We start from the raw sequence: 19,867 nt of genomic DNA, 5'->3' as shown, positions 1-19,867 counted from the left end.
GTAAGAGGAGATTCTTCCTCTCTTTGCTTACCCCTTGGACATTACAAGCATTTGCCGTTGGCAGGAGCATTTCAGCAAAGAATTTTTTCTTTTAACTCACATTACAGCTCAAGTGTCCCCAATATCTGTTGGAAGCAGTCAGCTTTATACGATTAATTGATTGATTCTCCTGTATTCGTAAGGAGTCTGATTATATACAGAACGGAATATCTTATAGAAATGCCCCAGATTCCTAAATCCACAATTTGTACATATCTCCTTGATCGGCATACTGGTAATAGATAGCTGAGTAGTGGCATATTGCATTTTAAACTCATTTATTAAATCAGTCAGAGATTTATGAAAGTGCAGTTTCACGATCCTATTCACATAATCGATATTACGGTCACATAAAGTGACGAACCCCGCAATTCCCTGAATAAAAAATTCCGGACTATTGAATTTTTGAATAGCATTGAATAGCCAAACCGGTATCTCTGAAGAATCTTCCACCTTTTCATTAGCTGTAATCTGCCGGAAAATGAAAAGCAACAGACTATCGAGCTGTATATTGGATCGCCCGTATTTCATTGCTTCTTCCGCCCGCGAAGATAGTCTTTTCACAATATCCCTTGATAATCTCATCTGAAATGGGAACATACCGGTAGTCCAAAAGTACAAGTTACTCCATTCAAAATATCGCTGACGGAAATAATCTAAAGTCTCCACGGGAAAAGCCACATTCACAATAACGATCCCTTTTCCCGAAGAGGAAAACGTATGCCTGTCTTTGGGACGTACCATAATTAAATCTCCCGGAGATAGTCTAAACTGATGTCCATTGACATGGTGAATGCCTGTTCCCTTTTCAACCCATAAGATTTCAGCATAGTCATGTGAATGTAAGGACAAGTCCTGAGAAGAGGTTATATTCACTCTTGCAATATGAAACTTTTCATTTGCACTCAGAAAATAGGATAGCTTAAAAACGGAATCTCTCATATTCTTTTTTGATTTGATTGCAATATTAAGAGTTAGCCTTCACAAACACAACCCGTGAAGACTCTTTTTTATATGTCAAAGCATAAAAAGTCGGAATAGCGTAAAAAAACTACCGCTATGAATAATTTCTATCGGAAAAACGTATATGGACAACCTCTACCTTTGTCCCCATCAGCTAATACTAAAAGAATCATATCATGAAAGGCTTTATAACTAACATCCAACGAATGTCTATCCATGACGGTCCGGGAATTCGTTCTACCATCTTCTTAAAAGGATGCAATCTGAGATGTAAGTGGTGTCATAACCCTGAAACCTGGAGCATGAAACCGCAACTCCAGTATATTGAAGACAAATGTATCCATTGTTTCTCTTGTATAACGGTATGTGAGTATGAAGTTCTGTTCATCGACTCAAACAGATTATCCATTCATCGCGAACGGTGTACTGATTGTGGGAAATGCACAGAGCGCTGCACTTCGGGCGCACTGTCCTGGATTGGGAAAGAAGTTGATTCTTCGGACATCATACATGAAATTCTCCAGGACCTTATTTACTATCAGAAATCCGGAGGAGGAATTACCCTCTCAGGGGGTGAACCTTTGCAGCAAAAAGATTTTGCGTTAGATATTCTCCAAAAATGCCGGGAACATAGAATACACACAGCTGTAGAAACCAATCTGTTGACTGATGTTAACACGTTGGAGGCATTCCTTCCTTGGGTTGATTTATGGATGTGCGATTTTAAAATGGCCGATGACACATTACACCGGAAATGGACCGGACACTCCAATGTTCCTATTATAAAGAACCTGGAATTTCTAGCCAAACAAGCTGTTCCTTTGACCATTCGTACACCGGTCATTCCCAACGTCAATGATTCCGAAGAAGCTATCGAGTCAATATGCCGCTTCATTCGGCAATTACCTAATCAGCCTGCTTATGAATTGCTGGGATTTCATTCATTGGGATTCGTTAAGTTCGAGAATTTAGGAATGAAGAATCCCTTAAGCAATTCTGCTTTTTTAAAGAAAGGACAATTACAAAAACTAAAGGAAATACTGATCAGATATAATTTAAACAATAACAAAAAATGAAGAATTACGAGCAAAAAATAGCGAATCTGCGTATGCGGAAACTCGCTCAAACTCAGGAAAAGATTGAAAAGGAAGGACTTCTGGACGAAGATGACTATGGACGGGTGGTTCCTCCGGAAAATTTGTGGAATATCATACCTAACCATCCCGATGGTTCTTTCTACGGATTTGATGCATGGGCTGATAACTTTTGCAGCCTGATGAATATTCATCCGGTATATATTGATGCCGATGATGCTTTTGCAGGAAGATGGATGTATTTCATGTCTAAAATGCGACCCAATAAATGGAATCCGGATTATTCTTATGACTTTCTAAAAGAGAATATCAAGAAGTATGACCTCATTTGTGGTATTGGCGATGACGCTCATTTCGCTCCTGATTATGAAATCGGGGTAAAATTAGGATGGAATGGCTTGATAAAGAAGATAGAACATTACCAATCCATGCATCATTCAGAAGAGCAACAACACTTCTACAGCTTGCATCTAAGGGTCATACGTAGTGTGCAGGGGTGGATACAGCGTCATATCGACCAGGCATATAGAATGGCTGCATCTGCAACAGACGATTGTTCTAAAAACAACTTACTGGAAATAGCCAAAGTAAACGAGAGCATTATCAATGATGCCCCAACGACATTAAGAGAAGCCTGTCAGTGGATCATATGGTATCATCTTGCATCAAGAACTTACAACCGTGATGGAGCTGGCGGACAAATTGATACTTTATTGGCTCCTTTTTATGAAAAAGATTTGGCAGAAGGAAGGATTGATAAAGAAACGGCCGTTTATTATTTGGCGTGTTTTTTACTGAACGACCCTGTCTACTGGCAATTGGGAGGTCCCGACGAATCAGGTAAAGACCAAACTTCCCCCCTTTCATTCTTAATACTGGAAGCTGCCGATAAAATCAATACCTCTTTAAATCTGACAGTGAGAGTGTTCGATGGTCTGAACAAGGACTTATTCCGGAAATCCGTAGAGTACCTGGTTAAGAACAAGAATGGATGGCCCAGATTCTCAGGAGATAAAGCATTGGTAGAAGGATTTATGAAGAACGGCTTCAGTGCACAACTGGCTCGCCGTCGTATAGCAGTGGGATGCAACTGGATGTCGCTGCCCGGACTGGAATATACAATGAATGACCTTGTGAAAATAAATATGGCGAAAGTTTTTGAGGTATCCTATACGGAAATGATGAATGAACAAAAAGATCATAGCACCTCCCGGCTCTGGATGTTATTCAACGAGCATTTGGCTAAGGCAGTCCAAACATCAGCCGACGGAATTCGCCATCACCTGAAATTTCAAAAATACAATGAGCCGGAGTTATTACTAAATCTATTGAGCCACGGGCCATTGGAAAAAGGCAAAGACGTATCGGACGGTGGAGCGGAATACTACAACCTGGCAATTGACGGAGCCGGATTGGCTACTGTCGCTGACTCTTTTGCCGCTTTGGAACAGCGCATCGAGTTGGAAAACAAATTGTCCTGGAATACCCTGACCGAATATCTGAGAAACAATTTCTCAGGAGACGGAGGATGCAGAATACGGCATTTATTGAAGAACAGCGAAAAATATGGAGCCGCCGAATCCTTGGGCGAAAAGTGGGCGATTCGGATCAAAGAAACATTTACAGAACTGGTACGTTTGCAGTCCGAACCGGACAAACGCCGGATTTTTATTCCCGGCTTCTTCTCTTGGGCAAATACGGTAGGATTCGGACAAAGTGTGGGAGCTACTCCCGACGGACGTTTAGCGCAAACACCTATCTCTCATGGAGCAAATCCCACTCCCGGTTTTGTAAAAGACGGCGCATCGCTTTCACTTGCTACCATTATAGCTAAAATTCAGCCGGGATATGGCAATACGGCACCCATGCAATGGGAGCTGGACCCTACATTCGCCAATATGGATAATATAGAGTTAATCATGTCCATCATCAGGGCACACTTCGACTTGGGAGGTACTTTGATTAACGTCAATATTATGAATAAGGATACTGTATTGGCTGCCCATAAAGATCCTGCCGGATATCCGGAACTGGTAGTCCGTGTTACCGGATTTACAGCCTACTTTTCCATGTTGTCCCCTCAATTCAGACAATTGGTAGTAGACCGTATCTTAGAAAGCTAAATCATATTCACTCTAAAAATCTTATATCATGAAAATCATTGATGAACACACATTTGAAGGAAAGGGATATCACCCGTTCCTGATAACCGACAGGTGGCAGGTAGCCTATCTCAATTATGCGGAGGCCGAATCTCTGGAGCAAATTGAGAAACTGGATATCCACCATCAGACAGATGAAGTATTTATACTGTTGCAGGGAAAAGCAGCTTTGATCGGTGCTTCTGTCACCGATCAAAATATTACCTATGATGTAGTAAATATGCAACCGGGTATAGTGTACAATATCCGAAGAGAAGTATGGCACAAGATCGCCATGCAACCGGGGAGCCAGGTACTCATCATAGAGAATAACGACACCCATCTGAATGATTTTGAATTTTTCGAATTAACAGAGTCTCAAAAGTCCCAACTGCGGGAATGCGTAACTAAAATCGTTTCACTCACCGAAAATTAAAACAAGTATGGAAACTACAGTTATTTCGGGTTTCTTATTAATTCTGCTGGCTGGTGGTTGTTCCGGCACGTTTGCTTTGCCTTTTAAACACAACTCACAGTGGAAATGGGAAAACAATTGGTTTATCTGGAGTATCATCGCTCTTCTTGTCGCTCCCTGGATAATGGCATTTATCTCTATTCCTGACTTGGAAAGTGTATATGCTCATGAAAGCAACACGGTACTGCTAGTGGCTTTCTTCGGCCTTTTATGGGGAATTGGCGCTATACTATTCGGAAAAGGAATTGATTATCTGGGAGTTTCGCTCAGTCTTCCCATTATGCAAGGATTGATTAATGTGGTAGGGACTTTGATGCCTGTCATTCTCAGAAACCCTTCGGAATTGCTAACACCTACGGGACTAAAGTTACTTACAGGTACAGTAATTATTCTTGCCGGAATCATTTTCTTTGCGATAGCAGGGCACAACAGAGATAGCAAAAGCCGCCAGACGCACTCTGAAACACCTATTAAGAAAAATTTCAGGAAAGGGTTAATTATCTGTTTGCTTGCAGGAATATTCGGACCTATGATTAACTTTGCTTTCGTTTATGGGGCACCCTTACAAGAAAAGGCTGTAGCAACGGGAGCATCTTCTCTTTATGCAGCCAACGTGATATGGAGTATCGCTTTGAGTGCCGGATTTATTATTAATCTCCTTGAATGTATCCGTTTGTTCGGCAAGAATCAATCTTGGAAAACTTACCGACATCGTACAACCGGAGGCCTGATAATGGCTTCTCTGGCAGGGGTATTATGGTATCTGAGCATTATGTTCTATGGTATGGGAGGCAGTTTTATGGGAGTTTTAGGAGCTTCTGTGGGCTGGGCTACCATGCAATCGACAGCTATTATTGCAGGTAATGTGGCCGGACTTGCTTCCGGCGAGTGGAAAGGAGCTACCCGCTATGCCATCCGGATGATGGTGATAGGATTGGTATGTCTCATCGGAGGAGTGGTGGTGATTGCCCTCTAACGACTATACTTAACTATTTATATTGACTTAATTATTATGTTATTCAAAAAGTCTAACTTATGGAGAATTTAGCCATTTCATTTTTTGAACGAATAAAAGAACAGGTGACGCTGAGAACCATAAAATATTGCATTTTAATGGCAGGTTTCCTGTGTGTATGTGTTCCTTCGCTTTACGGTGTAGAAAATCTGAACGTAACCGGAAAAGTCGTAGACTCCTCTGGTGAACCTCTGATTGGAGTATCTATCAAGGTAGAGAACAAAAATATGGGTACTACTACTGATATAAACGGAAACTTTACGCTCGCTGACATCCCTAAAAATACGGTGCTTGTTCTTACATATATCGGGATGGAGACGCAAAAAGTAACGGTGACACAAAATAGGCTGAACATCGTTATGCGTGAAAACAGCGTACAACTGGAAGAGGTGGTAGCCATTGGCTATGGTACAGTGAAAAAAGAGGAGTTGACCAGTGCTGTCACTAAAGTAGGGGAAGAATCGTTTAATGCGGGGGTAACTACCAGTCCGATTAACTTGCTGAACGGCAAAGTACCGGGATTATCCATTCGCAATACAAGCGGAAATGACCCGAACGCATCACCGGAGATACATTTAAGAGGTATCGGATCTATCCGGGCAGGAAGTGCTCCGCTGATAATTGTCGACGGAACTTACAGTACCATGTCCGAGTTGCAGGCAATCAACGCTAATGATATCAAGTCCTTTAATGTTCTGAAAGATGGTTCGTCTGCCGCTATTTACGGTACACGAGGCAGTAATGGGGTTATCATCGTAGAAACCAAAAATGCGTCTAAAGGCAAAGCCAGTATCGAATATACCAGTTATTATTACACAGAAAGACCGGTGCGGAAACTGGAAATGATGTCTGCCGATGAATATATGGGATATTTGAAAGACAAAGGGCACTCCACCATCAACAACGATTACGGCTTCTCAACCGACTGGACGGATCAGCTGATCCGAAATAATTTCAGTTATTACCAGGGAGTTTCTTTCTCAACAGGAACGGAGAACTCATCCATACGAGGCTCTGTCGGTTACCGGGATTCTGAAAGTATGGTAATCAACACTGGCAATAAGCAACTGACGGGGAGAGTAAACTTCAAGCAGTATTTTTTCGACAAGAAGCTGACTATAGAAGGTACGTTGAACGGAGCAAACACTCAATCGGATTATACTGATTACGGAGCTTTCATGCAAGCTATCGTATATCATCCCACGGCACCTGTTTATAATCAGGAAGGAAAATTCTTCGAATACGCAGGAGTAGGACCTTATAATCCGGTAGCCTTACTTTCGCAAGTAGATAACAGAGGAGAACGTTATACCTACTCCGGCAATCTGTCTGCTAATCTCAAAGTATTGCCTTGTCTGAGTGTATATGCTATGATGTCTGCCAACAACGATACCTACGAAGGTTCCAAATATATCAGCCGTGATTCTCGCTACAGTGTATTAGGAGGCTTTGAAGGGCAGGCAGATATGAATACTTATTTCTACAAGAAACGAACATTTGAAGCCTATGCCAATTACAGTTTCTCCACTGATGTACATAATCTGACAGCTCTTGCCGGTTATTCATTCAACAGAGAAGACAGAACCTGGCACAATGCGTCCAACTCAGGATTCCTGACAGATATTCCGGGAGCTAACAATATTGGTAATGGTACGTATCTGGAAGATGGACTTGCCTCAATGGGAAGGGGACAGGATGAATCAAAGTTAATAGCTTTCTTCGGTCGTATCAACTATTCATATAAAGGTAAATATCTGTTCAATGCGAGTGTCAGACGCGAAGGTTCTACCCGCTTTGGAGAGAATCATAAATGGGGCTGGTTTCCTGCTGTCTCTGCCGGATGGAGAATATTGGAAGAAAATTTCTTTAGTGATGCTACCCCGCTTAGCAACCTCAAACTACGTGTAGGCTTTGGTATCACCGGAAATCAGGATATTCCTTTATATGCTTCCATAGCCAAATACAATGATCTCGGATATGCTTACTATAATGGAAAATGGGACAAAGTTTATGGTCCTGTCAGCAACCCGAATCCCGACTTGAAATGGGAGAAGAACGCTGAATACAACGCAGGTGTCGATTTCGGAATATGGAACGACAGGCTGACGGCAAGTGTAGATTACTATTATCGTAAAACCACTGATCTGCTGGATTGGTATGATGCGCAAATGCCTTCAAATATATACAGTACGATATTTACCAATGTAGGTACACTGACCAATCAAGGTATTGAATTTGCTATCGGGTATGATGTAATTCGCAACAAAGAACTGAAATGGCATCTTGACGGAGGATTCTCATACAATGAGAATAAATTGGTCTCCTTGGCAAACAGTTCTTACCGTGCCAATCACATCACTTACAATCCTCTTTCTTCACCTGCCAACGGTCAGACTACGTATATACTGGAAGAAGGCAAACCCATTGGTACGTACTACGGATTAAAATACAGAGGTTTCAACAGTGCCGGTAAATGGGTATTTGAGGACAGGGATGAGGACGGTGCTTATTCGGATAAAGACTACACTTATTTGGGCAACGGACTTCCAAAATGGTATTTCAATCTGGCCAGTACATTGACCTGGAAAGATTTTGATTTCTCTTTCCAACTTCGGGGTGCAGCCGGATTTAAGGTCCTGAATACCAAACGGATTTATTACGAGAACTCGGTGTCTTTACCTTTCAATCTATTGAAATCCGCATTGGGCAGACCTTTGAATGACGCTGCCACTTTTTCTGATTATTATCTGGAGAAAGGTAATTATTTGAAGTTAGACAACATAACTGTAGGGTATACGTTCGATTTGTCCCAATTGAAATATGTGTCAAATGCCCGGATTTATGCCACCGCCACCAATTTGCTGACCATAACCGGATATACAGGAGTTGATCCGGAAGTAGGTACAGGGCTCACGCCCGGATTCGATGATTCCGGTTACTATCCGCGTTCTACAACTCTTATGCTAGGTTTAAACATTAAATTTTGATTCACATGAAAAAGATTATCTATTTTATAACATTGCTTTTTCTGGTTGGTTGCGTCGACTTATCCGAAAATATGTATAATGATTTGGGTAAAGATAATTATTATCAGACAGAACAGGAATATGATGCGGCGTTTATGAATCAATACGCTTTCTTACGTACGATGTATGCTTGGAATGTATTTTATCTGCAAGAGATTACTACAGACGAAGCTTGTTTACCTCAAAAAGGGCGAGACGGTTATGACGGAGGTATCTACCAACGTATGCATTGGCACACATGGACCGACCAGGATGTCATTATCAACGGAGCATGGCAGGAACTGTTCAAAGCGGTGGGTTTCTGCAATCAGGTGCTGAATGATTTGAATAATTCCCGTTCCGATATTCTTCCAGAGAACAAGAAAAAGCTATATATTGCCGAGTCCCGGGCATTGAGGGCATTTTTCTATTCCATGCTGGTCGATATGTTCGGAAATGTTCCGATTGTAGAAAAGGTATCCGAACTAAATCCGCCAACTAAAACCAGAACTGAGGTTTTTAACTACGTGGAAAAAGAAATTGCGGAAGTCAAGGACCAGCTTCTGAGAAGTACAGATACCGGCAGCTACGGACGCTTTACTCAGGAAGCCGCATTAGCGCTATTATCCCGACTTTACCTCAATGCTGAAGTTTATACCGGAACATCCCGTCTGGACGATTGTATTTCTGTGTCACAGACTCTTCTTCAAAAAGGTTATCAGCTGGAATCTACTTGGGATGCTCCCTTTGCATGGAACAATGAGAATAGCAAGGAAAATATCTGGGTGATCCCTAATGACGAAATAGTTGCCAATGAGATGAGTGTCCTTTTCTACCGGAACATTCACTGGTCGCAGCGTTCGCAATGGGATTGGAAGAATCCGAATGGGGGATGGAATGGAGTCTGTACCGTAAGAGAGTTTATTGAAACGTATGATATTACTCACGACCGCCGTTGTAAGTATGATCCTCAAAACGGAATGTACGGACAATTTATGTGGGGCCCCCAATTCGATTTAAGCGGAAACCCGATTTTGGGAACCAATGAATATGCCGGACAACAGTTGGATTTCACCCTCGACTTGCCGGACATGGTAAACAACAAGGAGAATGCCGGTGCACGTAATATTAAATATAAAGTAAAAGTCGGTGCACAAGGCATGGAAAATGATTTTGCTCTGTTCCGGATTGCAGAAATCAACTTCAATCTGGCAGAAGCCACTCTTCGTAAATCGAATGAGGTGGATTCTAAGGCGCTGGAAGGTATAAACAAGATACGGACACGTGCAGGTGTTTCTACGTATGCAACCGGAGAACTGACTTTGGATGAGTTATACAGAGAAAAGGGAAGAGAAATGTGCTACGAGACTTTGCGAAGAACGGATATGATTCGCTTCGGACGTTTCATTCAACCGATGTGGGATAAGAATTATACAGATAAGGAAACAATCAATCTTTTTCCGATTCCCCTGCAGGCAACCAAACTCAATCCTGAGCTGAAACAGAATCCGGGATACACCAAATAAATTGTAAACGATTAAAAAGAAAAACCATGAAAAAGATATTTCATTTAGCTTGTTTTGCTTTCATCCTACTGGCGGCTGCTTGTTCCGATGAAAAAGAAGTGACACTTGAATATAATAAGATAGACGGTTTGCTTTCTCAATGCAATGAACTTTTATCTTCTTCCTCTGAAGGAGAAGATTTGGGTGATTTCGTAACCGGTTCGAAAGCTATTTTCGAAAGTAAGATCCGGGAAACAGAATTTATCCGGAATAAAACTGATCGCCAGTCAGCTCTCGACAACTATTGCGAAAAGCTGGAGATTGCCCGACAAACATTCCTGTCAAGCAAAGTGCTACCAGCATGTCCGTTGTTCGACGGAACAGGTTATATCGACTGCGGCCCTGCTTCTCAATTTTTCTCTGATAAGTTGACACTGGAGGCATGGGTGTATGCCAATGAGAAAACAGGAGGCAGCATAATCGGTTCAGAAGGTTCGGGCGATAACGGCATCTACGGTTTGCTGATTCGTCTGGCAGAAGGGGTGAATAATGCGATTGACTTTACGATTGTCAACGGTACATGGTCAAGCTGCATTACTCAGGAGAACTCTATTGAATTGAAAAAATGGGTACATATTGCCGCTACATTCGACTCGCAAACCGCAAAGGTATACTTAAACGGGCAAGAAGCCGCAACTATGGATATTGCGCCGTACATTCCCGAAGGTAGTTGTAAATTCATTATTGGCGATCTTTCTACTTGGAACGGGCGTCAGTTCAGAGGTAAAATTTATGATGTAAGAATCTGGCATACGATTCGTACTCAACAACAGATTGCCGACAACTATCAGATTTTCTTAAAAGGGGACGAAGAAGGATTGGTTGCCAACTGGCAACTGAATGTGAAAAGCGGTTCCTCTATTAAAGATATTACAGGTAAATATCCGGCTACTTTGGTCAACTTAACATGGTCTGATCTTGATAATCTTAATTAAACTTTATAAATACTGACTGCTATGATACGAATCAGCAATAAAATAAAAACACTTTTGGCTATGTTGTCCTTTGTACAGGTTACTTCGGGCTGTGATGCCACTGTACAGGATATCATCATTGACACCGATCCCGGTGTAGAAATCGGTAATAATGATTATTATACATGGTGTAAAGAGACACTATCTGTCATTGATAAAGATTTGAAAATAAGTGGTACACATTCTTATTATGAGAATCAGGACCGTTCACAAGTCTCTTTTATTTGGGGAAATATTTTCCTTCTTTATACATACACCGAAGGAATCTCATTGAGCAAGTCTGAATGGTCGGATGCTTTGATGAACTGCTTTCTTAATTTTGATAACTACTGGCATCCCAACTATAAAGGTATTGCAGGATATGCCACTTTACCTACGAGTGCCGAGAAGGTTCCCGACCGTTTTTACGACGAAAACGGATGGACAGCAATCGGACTCTGCGATGCTTATCTGGCAACTCAAAACAATTCTTACTTGGAAAAAGCCAAAGGGGCACTCGCTTTTTCCCTTTCGGGAGAAGATAATGTGCTGGGAGGAGGAATTTATTTCCAGGAAACTTTTGTTTCTTTACCCGTACAGAAGAATACGATTTGCTCTGCCGTAACCATGCTGAGTTGTATGAAACTCTATGAAATCACTCAGGACCGCCAATATCTGGATGCTGCCATCCGCATAAACGACTGGACTGTTGAGAATCTTTTGGATAAATCGGACAATCTTCTGTGGGATGCCAAAATGGTAGCGGATGGTTCTGTTAATACACAGAAATGGTCATACAATGCTGGTTTTATGATTAGGAGTTGGCTGAAAATGTATCAGGCCACCAAAGACGAAAAATATTTATCACAGGCAAAAGCTACCCTGGCATCTTCCGAAGCCAAATGGTATAATTCAATCAACGGAGCTCTGAATGATCCCGGATATTTCGCTTTTTCAATAATAGACTCTTGGTTTGATATGTATGATACAGATAAAAACACGGTTTGGCTAACGAAAGCTTTCCATGCGATTAACTTTATCCACAATAAACTACGTGACGGCAATGGACGCTACCCGGAACACTGGGGAACGCCAACGACAAGCAATCTTGAAAAATATGATTTAAGGTTTTCTACTGTAGCGGCTTATATGTATATGAGAGCTGCCAATTACAAAAGAATACTCAACGATTAAACTACAGTACCATGAAAATGAAATTATTGATACTGGCCGTTCTTCCATTCCTGACGCCGATTAACATGAACTCACAAGAGGAAAAAGCCTCATGGGTACAGTATGTCAACCCATTGATTGGAACAGAAGTATGGCAATCCGGAGTAGCGGTTGCCGGGCATGAAGATCCTTCGGGATATACTTTTCCCGGAGTGACAGAGCCTTTCGGGATGACAGAATGGACTGCCCATACTTTAGAGAGCAAGCACGCTGGAACGCTGCACCATCGGGTACCCTACTGGTATAAACATAACTATATTTCGGGATTTATGGGAACACACTATCCAAGTGGGGCCGTCATGTTCGATTATGGTGCTGTTGAACTAATGCCGGTTGTCGGACAACTGAAATGCAGGCCCGAAGAGCGTAGTTCTTCTTTTACCCATATAACCGAAAAGTCAAAACCTCACTTCTACGAAGTCATGTTGGACGACTATCAGGTAAAAGCTCAATTATCGGCTACAAAAACTTCAGCTATCCTGCAATTTACCTATCCCCAGTCGGATAGTGCTTACGTAGTGGTAGATGCTATGCCTTCCATGTTTACAGCCGGAGCACCGGGCTACATTCACATAGACCCGGTACGAAAAGAAATTTCCGGTAAAAGCATACAATCTGCCAGAGGATATCGGGAAACCGGATATTTTGTAGTCCGTTTCGATAAGGATTTCGACTCTTTCGGCACGTTTAATCTTAATAATGATTATCCCGAAGTAATCGAAGAGAAATATCTGTTCACTCAAAAAGAAGGCAAGTGGGTCAATGGCTTAAAAGGGATTTATACACAGGACTCAAAGGGGGTCGGACATCTGCGGAGTGAAAAAATCGATCCGGTTATCGATTTTGACTGGGACTGGTATAAACCTGCGGATGATTTCAGTTTTAATGATTACCAGGTGACCTGGAGCGGTAAACTCAAAGCTCCCTCTACCGGTGAATATACATTAGGGATACAAGCTGACGACGGAGCACGATTATATATCAACGGAGAATTGCTCATCGATGACTGGAAATCTCATAGTTTCAGCTATCAACCTACCCAAAAGAAGATTTCTCTGGAAGCCGGTAAAATGTATGATATAAAATTGGAATATTATCAGCATGAATGGAGCTCACGGATAAAACTGAGTTGGATCAGGCCTGATAAAAAGTCATCAACATCCCTTCTGACTGGCAATCGACATTTGGAATCGTCTACCAAAATAGGGGGATATATCCGTTTTAAAACCGGAAAAAATGAAGTAATTAAAGCCATCGTTGGCACATCCTTTATTAGTGTGGAACAGGCACGGATAAATCTGGAAAGAGAAATCGGAGCCAAAAGTATGGAAACAATCAGTGCACAAACAGAAGCATTATGGAATAAAGAATTATCAGTCATCGATTTGCCCGGAGCTACAGAACAAGATAAAATTGTTTTTTATACAGCGCTATATCACTCTTTCCTGTTGCCCAGAAGTCTATCTGAAGATGGAAAATACAGAAGTCCGTTTGATGGAAAAGTACATAAGGGTATTAGCTTTACAGACTATTCTATATGGGACACATTCAGAGCGACCCATCCTCTGTTCGTATTACTGAAACCCGATTTTGCGGGAGATCTCATAACCGGACTCCTCCATGCCTACGATGAGGGAGGCTGGCTTCCCAAATGGCCTAATCCGGGATATACCAACTGCATGATGGGAACTCATAGTGATGCCATAATAGCGGATGCTTATGTAAAAGGAGTGCGTAACTTTGATGTAGAGAAAGCTAAAAAAGCAGTGCTGAAAAATGCGTATGAAAAGGGTAACCACATTGCTTGGGGACGCTTGGGCATTATGGACTACGAACGATTGGGATATGTACCTGTTGATAAATATGGAGAATCAGTAGCCAGAACGATGGAGTTTGCCTATGATGATTATTGTCTCTCCCGTTTCTTTGCCGAAAAAGGTGAACCGGACTTATCGGATAAACTAGGTAAACGAAGCAAAAATTTCAGGAACGTACTGGATAAGGAAACCAAAATGGTTCGTGCGCGTAAAGCAGATGGTTCATGGAGTAATCCGGAAGATTACGATATCAGCGTATGGAGTGGTTTTAACCCCAAAGGAGTGTACAACTATAAAAAGAATTATACGTTGTTCGTTCCCCATGATGTTCCCGAACTAATTCGCTTTTTGGGAGGTACCGATTCTTTAGCCGTTTTTATGGATGAACTATTCGATAAAGATATTTACTATGTGGGTGACGAATTTGTGATGCATGCTCCCTATATGTATAATCTCTGTAAAAGACCGTGGATGACTCAAAAAAGAATATATGATATAGTCAATAAATACTATCTGCCCACACCTAGCGGACTGCCGGGAAATGACGACTGTGGACAATTAAGTTCATGGTATATCTTCAGTGCGATGGGATTCTATCCCATGTGTCCGGCTTCTATTGAATATCAGTTAGGAGTTCCCTGTCTGCCGGGCTTTGTATTGCATTTGCCTCAAAATAGAACATTCACAATTAAAACAAAGAATTTCGGCAAAGGCAATTGTTATGTACGCGCTGTATATCTCAATGGCAAGCCTCACCGTAGTTCTGTCATAACTCATTCAGATATTATTAACGGTGGGGAGATTTTATTCGAATTAACAGATAAGCCTGCATATAATTGGTTTCAATAGGTAATATATAAATAGGAGTTTTGTGGGTGAAGTGACTATACTGATTTTAAGTGGCAGTTATTGTCCCGGCTTGATAATCAACCGCAGTACAAACCAAGCATGATGTGCTGCGGTGCTTATCCATCCATAATGTTTTGCCATAATGCGGAACCGTTCTTTAAGAGAAGCCTTTCGGTTCTGAGTAGTCATTCCTTCATCCAGATAGTCGATGATTGTCAGGTGCGTATTGTGCAGGGTATACGCCTTTTTCATGATGCGGATGCACCAGTCGAAATCAGCAGAGTACCGGTAGCTTAAGTCATAAGGTTCCACCAGCGTATGTCTGGCAAAGAAAGCCTGATGGCAGACTAACATTCCCTGTTTGAAACTCTTCCAGTCCAGCTTTTCGGGCGCTGAAAGCCGGCGCATATGCAGAAAGTGCCTGTCTTTGTCAACAATCGCAGTTTCCCCGTAGATGACGTCGGGGAGAACACTCCCATGAATGCTGTGCACCATTTGCTGCAAAGTATCGTCTTCGTGAAAGCAGTCGCCCGCATTCAGAAAACAGAGATAGTCGCCGCTGGCAAGGGAGATCGCCTTGTTCATGGCATCGTACAATCCTTTGTCCGGTTCGCTGACGACGGTAGTTATCCGTGGACGGTATCTGTCAATGATAGAGAGAGTACCGTCTTTGGAGGCCCCGTCCACGATGATGTATTCTACGTGGTGATAAGTCTGCGAGATAACACTTTGGATGGTATCTTCCAGTACTTTCTCGGCATTGTAGGTCACCGTGATAATCGAGAACTTGGGAGTAGGATGGACACTATGCATATTTCCCTGTTATTTTGTTGTAAACTTCCGTGTACTTCTTCGCTATGATACTTTCCGAATAGTTGCCTATGGCCTTGCGGCAGGCTTGTGCGGAGAGTTCCGCATATTCGGGTTCCGTCAGTACCCAATGGATGCCGTTGGCTAGATCTTCGGAAGACTTGCGCTGAGCTACGTATCCGTTGTGCAGATGATCGATCATTTCTGGTATGCCTCCGGTGTTGAAACCGACGCAGGGCACACCGCAGGACATTGCTTCCATCACCATATTCGGCAGATTCTCTTCGAGAGAAGGGATGGCGAAGAGGTCTACGGCATTGTATATATCCACCAACTCATGCTCATTCTTAATATAAGGAAGCGGATAGACGCGGAAAGGAATCAGGTCTTGCAACTGCTGCGACTGGTTGCCGAAAACAACCACGCCCAATGATTCTTTCCATTCCGGATGTTTCTCTGCCAGCAGTTTGCAGGCTTCAATCAGATAGTCGATGCCCTTTCGCTTGTCTGTGATCTTGACAGAACCGAAAAGAATCAGCTTCCCTTCCTGCGGCAGCCTGCATTTTCTGCGGGCTTCCTGCTTATTGTGAGGCTTGAACAGATTCGTGTTGATGGCGTTCGGGATACTGATAACCGTTTGTCCGGTGAGCAACCCGCTGACTTTGGCCTTTTCCGCCAGCCAGCGGCTACAGCCTACAAACGTGATGGATGCCTGACTATAAATCTCTTTTTTCTTCCGGAAGATTCGGGTAGATAAGTCCTTCTTGCCTCCTCCTCCGTAGATGTAAGGGCAGTGGTGACATTCCTGTTCGTAATTCTTGCATTCGCGTGCATAATGGCAGATGCCGGTGCAGGGCCACATATCGTGCATGGTCCATACTACAGGTTTGCCGGAAGTCAGAATCTTGCGGATGGTGTTGAGCGACAGCATCCCTTGGTTGATCCAGTGCAGATGGATGACATCTGCCTGCTGAAATTCGGGAAGCGAAGTGATGTCCGTACCGGTATTGGCGATATCTACGGCGAAGAGATCATTCTTCTTGAAACGGTTGGCTTTCCAGATGACGATGCGTTCCCACATGAATTTCCATACGTGCAGCCAGCTGCCCTTTAGTCCGACGACGCTGATTTGGTCTGTTTGTTTGTCACGTACCAACATTTTCGCCTTGATGCCGTTGTTCTTAAGCGATTCCATCAGTCGTCCGGCAGCGACAGCCGCACCACCTATTCGTTCGGAAGTATTGATGATTAGTACCCTCATGCTTTCAAAATGTTTGCACAAAAGTAGTGGTTTTCAGTGAAAATCCGTACAAAGTCACATATTATTTGTACTTTTGCCACACTTATTAATAAGGAGATATTGAACATGAAAAAGGTTGTGTTTTTAGGATTAGGGTATATCGGCCTTCCTACGGCAGCCGTTGCTGCCGCTCACGGTTTCGAAGTCATAGGAGTAGATGTCAATCCTTCTGTGGTGGAAACGATCAACCAGGGAAAGATACATATTGTAGAACCTGAACTGGGTCAGGTAGTCAGGGACGTAGTGCAGAGTGGAAAGTTACGCGCTGTATGCAAGCCGGAAGCGGCGGATGCTTTCTTTATCGTAGTGCCTACCCCATTCAAGCAGAACCATCGGGCGGACATCACCTATGTGGAAGCGGCCACCCGTTCCGTGATCCCTTATCTGCAGGAGGGTAACCTGTTTGTCATTGAATCCACTTCTCCGGTATATACCACCGAACGTATGGCGGAAGTGATCTATAAAGAACGTCCCGAACTGAAAGGGAAGATACATATCGCTTATTGTCCCGAACGCGTATTGCCGGGAAATACATTATACGAACTGGTGCACAACGACCGCGTGATAGGCGGCATCGATCCGGCATCCACCGCAAAAGCCATTGAGTTTTATTCCGCTTTCGTACAAGGCAAACTGCACGGCACCAATGCCCGCACGGCAGAGATGTGCAAACTGACGGAGAACTCCTCCCGCGACTCACAGATCGCCTTTGCCAACGAACTCTCCATGATCTGCGACAAAGCCGGAATCAATGTATGGGAACTGATCGAACTGGCCAACAAGCATCCGCGTGTGAATATCCTTCAACCGGGCTGCGGAGTAGGCGGTCACTGCATTGCGGTAGACCCTTGGTTCATCGTATCCGACTATCCGGAACAGGCGCAGCTCATCAAGCGTGCCCGTGAAACGAACGATTACAAAGCGGACTGGTGTGCGAACAAAGTATTGGAAACCTGCCAGAAGTTTGTAGAACAGAACGAGCGCGAACCGGTCGTTGCCTGCATGGGACTGGCTTTCAAACCGAATATCGATGACTTACGGGAATCTCCCGCCAAATATATCGCCTCCCGCATCATCTCCGAATCGAGAGCGGACGTGCTGATTATCGAACCTAATATAAGCACTCATAAGAGCTTCCATCTGACAGACTATCGGGAAGCATACGAGAAAGCGGATATTATCGTCTGGCTGGTTCGCCACGATGTCTTCCTTGCATTGCCCAGGGAGGAAGGAAAGATAGAACTGGACTTCTGCGGTGTGAGACGATAAAAATGTAGTTTAATTGCGAAGAGGTTATATAGACTCTATAAATAAAGCAGATGAAAAAGATATTGCTCGTTTTCGGTACCCGTCCCGAAGCGATAAAGATGGCTCCGCTTGTAAAGGCGCTCCAGAAAGATACGGAACATTTTGAGACACGTGTCTGCGTTACGGCACAGCATCGGCAGATGTTGGATCAGGTATTGGAAGTGTTCGGCATCACTCCCGAATATGACCTGAATATCATGGCTCCCAATCAGGACTTGTATGACATTACCGCTAAAGTACTCCTTGGACTGCGCGAAGTGCTGAAGGACTTCCGTCCCGACACCGTATTGGTGCATGGAGATACGACTACCTCGATGGCGGCATCCCTTGCGGCATTCTATATGCAGATACCTGTGGGACACGTGGAAGCCGGATTGCGTACCTATAATATGTTGTCTCCCTGGCCGGAAGAAATGAACCGTCAGGTGACAGACCGTATCTGCACTTACTACTTTGCACCGACGGAACAGTCAAAGGTAAATCTACTGCAAGAGAATATAGACGCGAAGAAAATCTTTATTACCGGAAATACGGTGATCGATGCCCTGCTGATGGCGGTCGATATCATTTCCACCACCGCCGGTGTGAAAGAAAAGATGGCGAAGGAACTTCAGGAGAAAGGCTACACGGTAGGTGATCGTGAGTATATCCTCGTCACCGGACATCGTCGCGAGAACTTCGGAGATGGTTTCCTGCATATCTGCAAAGCGATCAAAGAACTGGCGGCTCTTCACCCGGAGATGGACATAGTCTATCCCGTTCATCTGAATCCTAATGTGCAGAAGCCAGTGTATGAACTGCTTTCCGGTCTGAGCAATGTCTATCTGATCTCTCCTCTGGATTACCTGCCTTTCATCTATGCCATGCAACATTCTACTCTGTTGCTGACGGATAGCGGCGGTGTGCAGGAAGAAGCCCCTTCATTGGGCAAACCCGTGTTGGTGATGCGGGATACGACCGAGCGTCCGGAAGCTGTTGAGGCGGGTACGGTGAAGCTGGTCGGCACGAATGCGGAGGCAATTGTCAGTAATGTCACTGCCCTGCTCCTTGATAAAGAAATGTATAAGCGGATGTCCGAAACACATAACCCTTACGGTGACGGACAGGCTTGCGAAAGAATCATAGCTGCGCTCAGATGTTAACACATGAGTAGTCAGGTATTAACATTTGATATGATAGGTATTAATATCTGAGAAGTTAGGTATTAATACTTGAGAAGCTGGTTAACAATGCTTGCTGTGACATCTAATAATGCTTGAAACGAGATCTAAGAAGCATTGTTAATCACATATACTTCCCA

The 19,867-nt window shown here is 43.3% G+C and carries 14 protein-coding genes; 11 read left to right on the top strand and 3 right to left on the bottom strand.

Annotated elements, in window-relative coordinates; genetic code table 11:
* Positions 1-144 precede the first annotated feature (144 nt).
* On the bottom strand, positions 145-981 hold the full coding sequence (locus BT_RS14995; protein ID WP_008767245.1) for an AraC family transcriptional regulator: 837 nt from the start codon (positions 979-981) through the stop codon (positions 145-147).
* A 197-nt stretch (positions 982-1,178) separates the two neighbouring features.
* On the opposite strand from BT_RS14995, the gene BT_RS14990 reads away from it, so the two are divergent.
* The 9 genes from BT_RS14990 to BT_RS14950 are packed head-to-tail and all read left to right on the top strand — an operon-like array spanning position 1,179 to position 15,149.
* Entirely contained in the window at positions 1,179-2,078 is a 900-nt protein-coding gene (locus BT_RS14990; protein WP_008767244.1) for a glycyl-radical enzyme activating protein, read from the top strand.
* A complete protein-coding gene (locus BT_RS14985) occupies positions 2,075-4,219 on the top strand; it encodes a pyruvate formate lyase family protein (RefSeq protein ID WP_008767243.1) in 2,145 nt (714 codons plus the stop codon). Before BT_RS14990 ends, BT_RS14985 begins: the two co-directional genes overlap by 4 nt.
* A gap of 28 nt (positions 4,220-4,247) precedes the next feature.
* Positions 4,248-4,673 (top strand): hypothetical protein, encoded by a 426-nt coding sequence (locus tag BT_RS14980; protein WP_008767242.1) that lies wholly within the window; start codon positions 4,248-4,250, stop codon positions 4,671-4,673.
* 7 nt (positions 4,674-4,680) lie between these two features.
* A complete protein-coding gene (gene rhaT / locus BT_RS14975; protein ID WP_008767241.1) occupies positions 4,681-5,688 on the top strand; it encodes an L-rhamnose/proton symporter RhaT in 1,008 nt (335 codons plus the stop codon).
* A 59-nt stretch (positions 5,689-5,747) separates the two neighbouring features.
* Positions 5,748-8,714 carry a SusC/RagA family TonB-linked outer membrane protein gene (locus BT_RS14970; protein ID WP_008767240.1) on the top strand — a complete coding sequence of 989 codons (2,967 nt, stop codon included), beginning with the start codon at positions 5,748-5,750 and terminating at the stop codon, positions 8,712-8,714.
* A gap of 5 nt (positions 8,715-8,719) precedes the next feature.
* On the top strand, positions 8,720-10,258 hold the full coding sequence (locus BT_RS14965; protein WP_008767239.1) for a RagB/SusD family nutrient uptake outer membrane protein: 1,539 nt from the start codon (positions 8,720-8,722) through the stop codon (positions 10,256-10,258).
* A gap of 26 nt (positions 10,259-10,284) precedes the next feature.
* Positions 10,285-11,232 carry a LamG domain-containing protein gene (locus BT_RS14960; protein WP_008767238.1) on the top strand — a complete coding sequence of 316 codons (948 nt, stop codon included), beginning with the start codon at positions 10,285-10,287 and terminating at the stop codon, positions 11,230-11,232.
* A 21-nt stretch (positions 11,233-11,253) separates the two neighbouring features.
* Positions 11,254-12,444: a glycoside hydrolase family 76 protein gene (locus tag BT_RS14955; protein ID WP_008767237.1), complete on the top strand. Its 1,191-nt coding sequence runs from the start codon at positions 11,254-11,256 to the stop codon at positions 12,442-12,444.
* Between the two features lie 11 nt (positions 12,445-12,455).
* Positions 12,456-15,149 (top strand): GH92 family glycosyl hydrolase, encoded by a 2,694-nt coding sequence (locus BT_RS14950; protein ID WP_008767236.1) that lies wholly within the window; start codon positions 12,456-12,458, stop codon positions 15,147-15,149.
* Positions 15,150-15,206: 57 nt separating this feature from the next.
* On the opposite strand, the gene BT_RS14945 is transcribed toward BT_RS14950, so the two are convergent.
* Complete coding sequence (locus BT_RS14945) at positions 15,207-15,962, bottom strand: glycosyltransferase family 2 protein (protein WP_011108544.1); 756 nt, start codon at positions 15,960-15,962, stop codon at positions 15,207-15,209.
* A complete protein-coding gene (locus BT_RS14940; protein ID WP_008767234.1) occupies positions 15,955-17,220 on the bottom strand; it encodes a glycosyltransferase family 4 protein in 1,266 nt (421 codons plus the stop codon). Before BT_RS14940 ends, BT_RS14945 begins: the two co-directional genes overlap by 8 nt.
* Before the next feature lie 105 nt (positions 17,221-17,325).
* On the opposite strand from BT_RS14940, the gene wecC reads away from it, so the two are divergent.
* A complete protein-coding gene (gene wecC, locus BT_RS14935) occupies positions 17,326-18,528 on the top strand; it encodes a UDP-N-acetyl-D-mannosamine dehydrogenase (protein ID WP_008767233.1) in 1,203 nt (400 codons plus the stop codon).
* 50 nt (positions 18,529-18,578) lie between these two features.
* Positions 18,579-19,709, top strand: coding sequence for a non-hydrolyzing UDP-N-acetylglucosamine 2-epimerase (gene wecB / locus BT_RS14930; protein ID WP_008767232.1), 1,131 nt, complete (start codon positions 18,579-18,581; stop codon positions 19,707-19,709).
* Positions 19,710-19,867 lie beyond the last annotated feature (158 nt).

This window comes from Bacteroides thetaiotaomicron VPI-5482 (assembly GCF_000011065.1).
In the GTDB taxonomy this organism is placed as follows: Bacteria; Bacteroidota; Bacteroidia; order Bacteroidales; family Bacteroidaceae; genus Bacteroides; species Bacteroides thetaiotaomicron.
This window is presented reverse-complemented; position numbering and strand designations above follow the sequence as displayed.

What these genes read in the sequence shown, in the direction of transcription:
- BT_RS14955 (WP_008767237.1), top strand. Translation starts at nt 11,254, where the DNA reads ATGATACGAATCAGCAATAAAATAAAAACACTTTTGGCTATGTTGTCC.
- BT_RS14990 (WP_008767244.1), top strand. Translation starts at nt 1,179, where the DNA reads ATGAAAGGCTTTATAACTAACATCCAACGAATGTCTATCCATGACGGT.
- BT_RS14985 (WP_008767243.1), top strand. Translation starts at nt 2,075, where the DNA reads ATGAAGAATTACGAGCAAAAAATAGCGAATCTGCGTATGCGGAAACTC.
- BT_RS14940 (WP_008767234.1), bottom strand. Translation starts at nt 17,220, where the DNA reads ATGAGGGTACTAATCATCAATACTTCCGAACGAATAGGTGGTGCGGCT.
- BT_RS14960 (WP_008767238.1), top strand. Translation starts at nt 10,285, where the DNA reads ATGAAAAAGATATTTCATTTAGCTTGTTTTGCTTTCATCCTACTGGCG.
- wecB (WP_008767232.1), top strand. Translation starts at nt 18,579, where the DNA reads ATGAAAAAGATATTGCTCGTTTTCGGTACCCGTCCCGAAGCGATAAAG.
- BT_RS14945 (WP_011108544.1), bottom strand. Translation starts at nt 15,962, where the DNA reads ATGCATAGTGTCCATCCTACTCCCAAGTTCTCGATTATCACGGTGACC.
- wecC (WP_008767233.1), top strand. Translation starts at nt 17,326, where the DNA reads ATGAAAAAGGTTGTGTTTTTAGGATTAGGGTATATCGGCCTTCCTACG.
- BT_RS14965 (WP_008767239.1), top strand. Translation starts at nt 8,720, where the DNA reads ATGAAAAAGATTATCTATTTTATAACATTGCTTTTTCTGGTTGGTTGC.
- BT_RS14970 (WP_008767240.1), top strand. Translation starts at nt 5,748, where the DNA reads ATGGAGAATTTAGCCATTTCATTTTTTGAACGAATAAAAGAACAGGTG.
- BT_RS14950 (WP_008767236.1), top strand. Translation starts at nt 12,456, where the DNA reads ATGAAAATGAAATTATTGATACTGGCCGTTCTTCCATTCCTGACGCCG.
- rhaT (WP_008767241.1), top strand. Translation starts at nt 4,681, where the DNA reads ATGGAAACTACAGTTATTTCGGGTTTCTTATTAATTCTGCTGGCTGGT.
- BT_RS14980 (WP_008767242.1), top strand. Translation starts at nt 4,248, where the DNA reads ATGAAAATCATTGATGAACACACATTTGAAGGAAAGGGATATCACCCG.
- BT_RS14995 (WP_008767245.1), bottom strand. Translation starts at nt 981, where the DNA reads ATGAGAGATTCCGTTTTTAAGCTATCCTATTTTCTGAGTGCAAATGAA.